Source organism: Mesorhizobium sp. M7A.F.Ca.CA.004.12.1.1 (genome assembly GCF_003997835.1).
GTDB lineage: Bacteria > Pseudomonadota > Alphaproteobacteria > Rhizobiales > Rhizobiaceae > Mesorhizobium.
Window position 1 is genome coordinate 1 of sequence record NZ_RZRK01000791.1, and the last position, 2,786, is coordinate 2,786.

Below are 2,786 nucleotides of genomic sequence, written 5' to 3' on the forward strand. Positions count from 1 at the left end.
CTCGCACGACATTCCGGCCGTGCTCGGCCTTGGCGGCCAGATCAATGCCTTGCGCACCGCGCGAGAGGTCGCGCTCGACGGCAATGCCGGCCATGTGATCATCGACCCCGACGCGGCGACCCGCGCCGATTTCGCCGGCCGCGTCGAAGCGGCGGCAAAGGAGCGCGCCGGCCTGACCATCTTCAAGACGGTGACGCCGAAGCTTGCCGACGGCAGGATCATCGAGATCGCGGCCAATATCGGCTCACTTGAGGAAATCGAAGCGGCGCAAGAGGCTGGCGCCATGGGCATCGGCCTGTTCCGCACCGAGCTTCTGTTCATGCGCCATATGCATCTGCCCTCGGAAGACATGCAGGCCGAGACCTATGCGGCGCTGGCCAAGGCTTTTGCGCCTTATCCGGTCATTGTGCGCACGCTCGACATCGGCGGTGACAAGCCGATTGCCGGCATCGAATTTCCCGACGAGGAAAACCCCTTCCTCGGCTGGCGCGGCATCCGCATGTGTCTCGACCGGCCCGACATCTTCAAGCGCCAACTGCGGGCGCTGCTGCGGGCCGCCGTGCACGGCAACATCAAGGTGATGCTGCCGATGGTGTCCGACCTCTCGGAGGTCAGGCAGACGCGCGTGCTGGTTGATGAATGCACGGCCGAGCTGAAAGCCGAAGGCGTGCCGCACGCATCATTCGATCTCGGCGTCATGATCGAAACCCCGGCCGCCGTGCTGATCGCTCCGGCGCTGGCCAAGGAGGTCGCTTTCTTCTCGATCGGAACCAACGATCTGACCCAGTACATCATGGCCGCCGACCGGCTCAATCCGACCGTCGCCAAGCTCAACGATGTCACCAATCCAGCCGTCATGTCGGCGATCGAAATGACGGCAAAAGCCGGCGTCGCCGCCGGTATCATGGTCGGCATGTGCGGTGAGGCGGCCGGCCGTCCCGATCTCATTGCGACCTTCGTGAAGATGGGACTGACCGAACTGTCGATGAGCCCGGCTTCCATCCAGCGCGCCAAGAAAGCGATCATGGCCATGGCCGCTGAAGGCTAGCCCAGACCGGCTAATTACGGCAGATGGGCAAGCAAGGTGGCGAACACCGGTGTCAGTTCAGCGATGGGGTTTGCCTTGGCGCAGGCCTGAACGATGCGGTCGTGGCGAATATCCGCCGCCAATATCGCGATCTCCAGCATATCCGGCTCCGGTGCACCGTCGCTGCCGGTGGTCGCCAGGCCGCAGGCCAAAGCGAGCGGCGCCAGGCAGCTTATGTCGAGCGCCCGGCCGGCAATCGCGGCCGGCGTTTCCGGCACGGTCTCGGCAAAGCGAACTGGACGCTGGCTGAGGCACTCGACCAGCAGCGCCGAACAGATCGCCGCGATTGCCTGCAGTCCGGCGCCTGGCGTGGCCAAGGCGGCCAGGAGGTCGCCATGCCGCTTGCGCATCGTGGCATGGACGGCCGCGAAATCGGCTTCGTGGATGCGGGCATTGTCGATGTTCAGGCCGGCAAGCACCGCCTTGGTCAGATAATACATATCGCGCCGGAACAGGCGCTCCGCGCTCAGCTGGCGATCCTCGTTGCCGATCGGGAAATAGGTGCCGAGGCCCTTTACCGTCGTGCCGTCCACCTTGATCGGGCGCTCATGCGGGACGAAAGCTTCAGCGATCGACAGCGCCTCGTCGACGGCACTGGCGGCATGGCTGAGCAGGCCTTCGATGCCCTTGCCCGGAAACGGCGGCAGATGGCTGGTTGCTTCGCGCAGGATGCTGGCATCGCCGCTGCCGTCATGGCGGCTCTGGCGGATGATTTCGCGGACTTCCCGCAGCCGATCCTTCAGATTGACGCGGACATCTTCGGAGATTTGTCGGAGCATCGCAGATCGCCTTGAAATTTGCTGCGGATAGCCGCCAACCGGGGCAGCCGCCACTCTCTACATTGTTCCTATCGATTGGTAGATCAATAGGCGATACTAGACCAGCATGCAGAATCGGCGGCAGCGCGCTCGTCCGTCGCCGCAGGGGGAGAGACAGACTTGGGCAGACGACGACAGGGCGAAAGCGAAGACGGTCGAGGCGAGGCAACCGAGCAGGTCGCCAGCGAAAGCCGAACGGATCGCCTCAGGATTCGCGCCGCCTGGATGTATTTCGTCGAACAGATGACGCAGAACGAGATCGCCGACGTGCTCGGCGTCGGTCGCGTCACCATCGTGCGCATGCTGGCGGATGCCCGGGCGCGCAACGAAGTGAAGATCACCATCGAGAGCGAATTGTCGGAAATCGTGCGGCTTGAGCGCGCGCTGGAGAAGACGTTCGGGCTGCAGCAGGCGCTGGTGGCGCCGCTTTCGGCACCCAATGCCGATCCGATACCAGCGATCAGCGCCAAGACCGGCAGTTTCCTGTCGGACACGATGAAGTCCGGCATGCGGGTCGGCGTCGGCTGGGGGCAGACGCTGTTCTCGAGCCTGCCCTTCATCAGCGCCAAGTCGCTCACCGATTTCAAGGTGATTTCGCTGCTTGGCGGTGTCGGCGTCGTGCGCCGGGTAAACCCAGCCGAGTTCGCCTGGCGCTTCGCTCAGATATTCCAGGGCGACGGCTATCTGATGCCGACACCAGCCGTCGTCGACAGCGTCGAGACCAAGATCGCACTGATCGAGCGCTGCGGCCTGCAGGAGATTTTCGAAATGGCCGACGTGCTTGATGCCGTTCTGCTGAGCGTCGGCGGGATTGCCTCGGCCACCACCTTCTCTCGGGGCGGCTTTCTCAAGGAGGCGGATCGGGAGGCCCTGCTTGCGCG

Annotated in this window: 3 protein-coding genes; 2 read left to right on the forward strand and 1 reads right to left on the reverse strand. The window is 64.0% G+C overall.

Going from position 1 to position 2,786, the window contains the following annotated elements; genetic code table 11:
- Positions 1 to 1,048 (forward strand): phosphoenolpyruvate--protein phosphotransferase (gene ptsP / locus EN984_RS29655; RefSeq protein WP_127384160.1); only part of this gene is annotated, 1,048 nt, incomplete at its 5' end.
- A gap of 14 nt (positions 1,049 to 1,062) precedes the next feature.
- Here ptsP and EN984_RS29660 read toward each other — a convergent pair.
- On the reverse strand, positions 1,063 to 1,866 hold the full coding sequence (locus EN984_RS29660) for a hypothetical protein (RefSeq protein ID WP_127269655.1): 804 nt from the start codon (positions 1,864 to 1,866) through the stop codon (positions 1,063 to 1,065).
- 159 nt (positions 1,867 to 2,025) lie between these two features.
- On the opposite strand from EN984_RS29660, the gene EN984_RS29665 reads away from it, so the two are divergent.
- The coding region (locus EN984_RS29665; protein ID WP_127384161.1) for a sugar-binding domain-containing protein at positions 2,026 to 2,786 on the forward strand (761 nt) is incomplete at its 3' end.

Excerpts from the sequence above, each read along its gene's own strand:
- EN984_RS29660 (WP_127269655.1), bottom strand. The coding sequence starts at position 1,866 with ATGCTCCGACAAATCTCCGAAGATGTCCGCGTCAATCTGAAGGATCGG.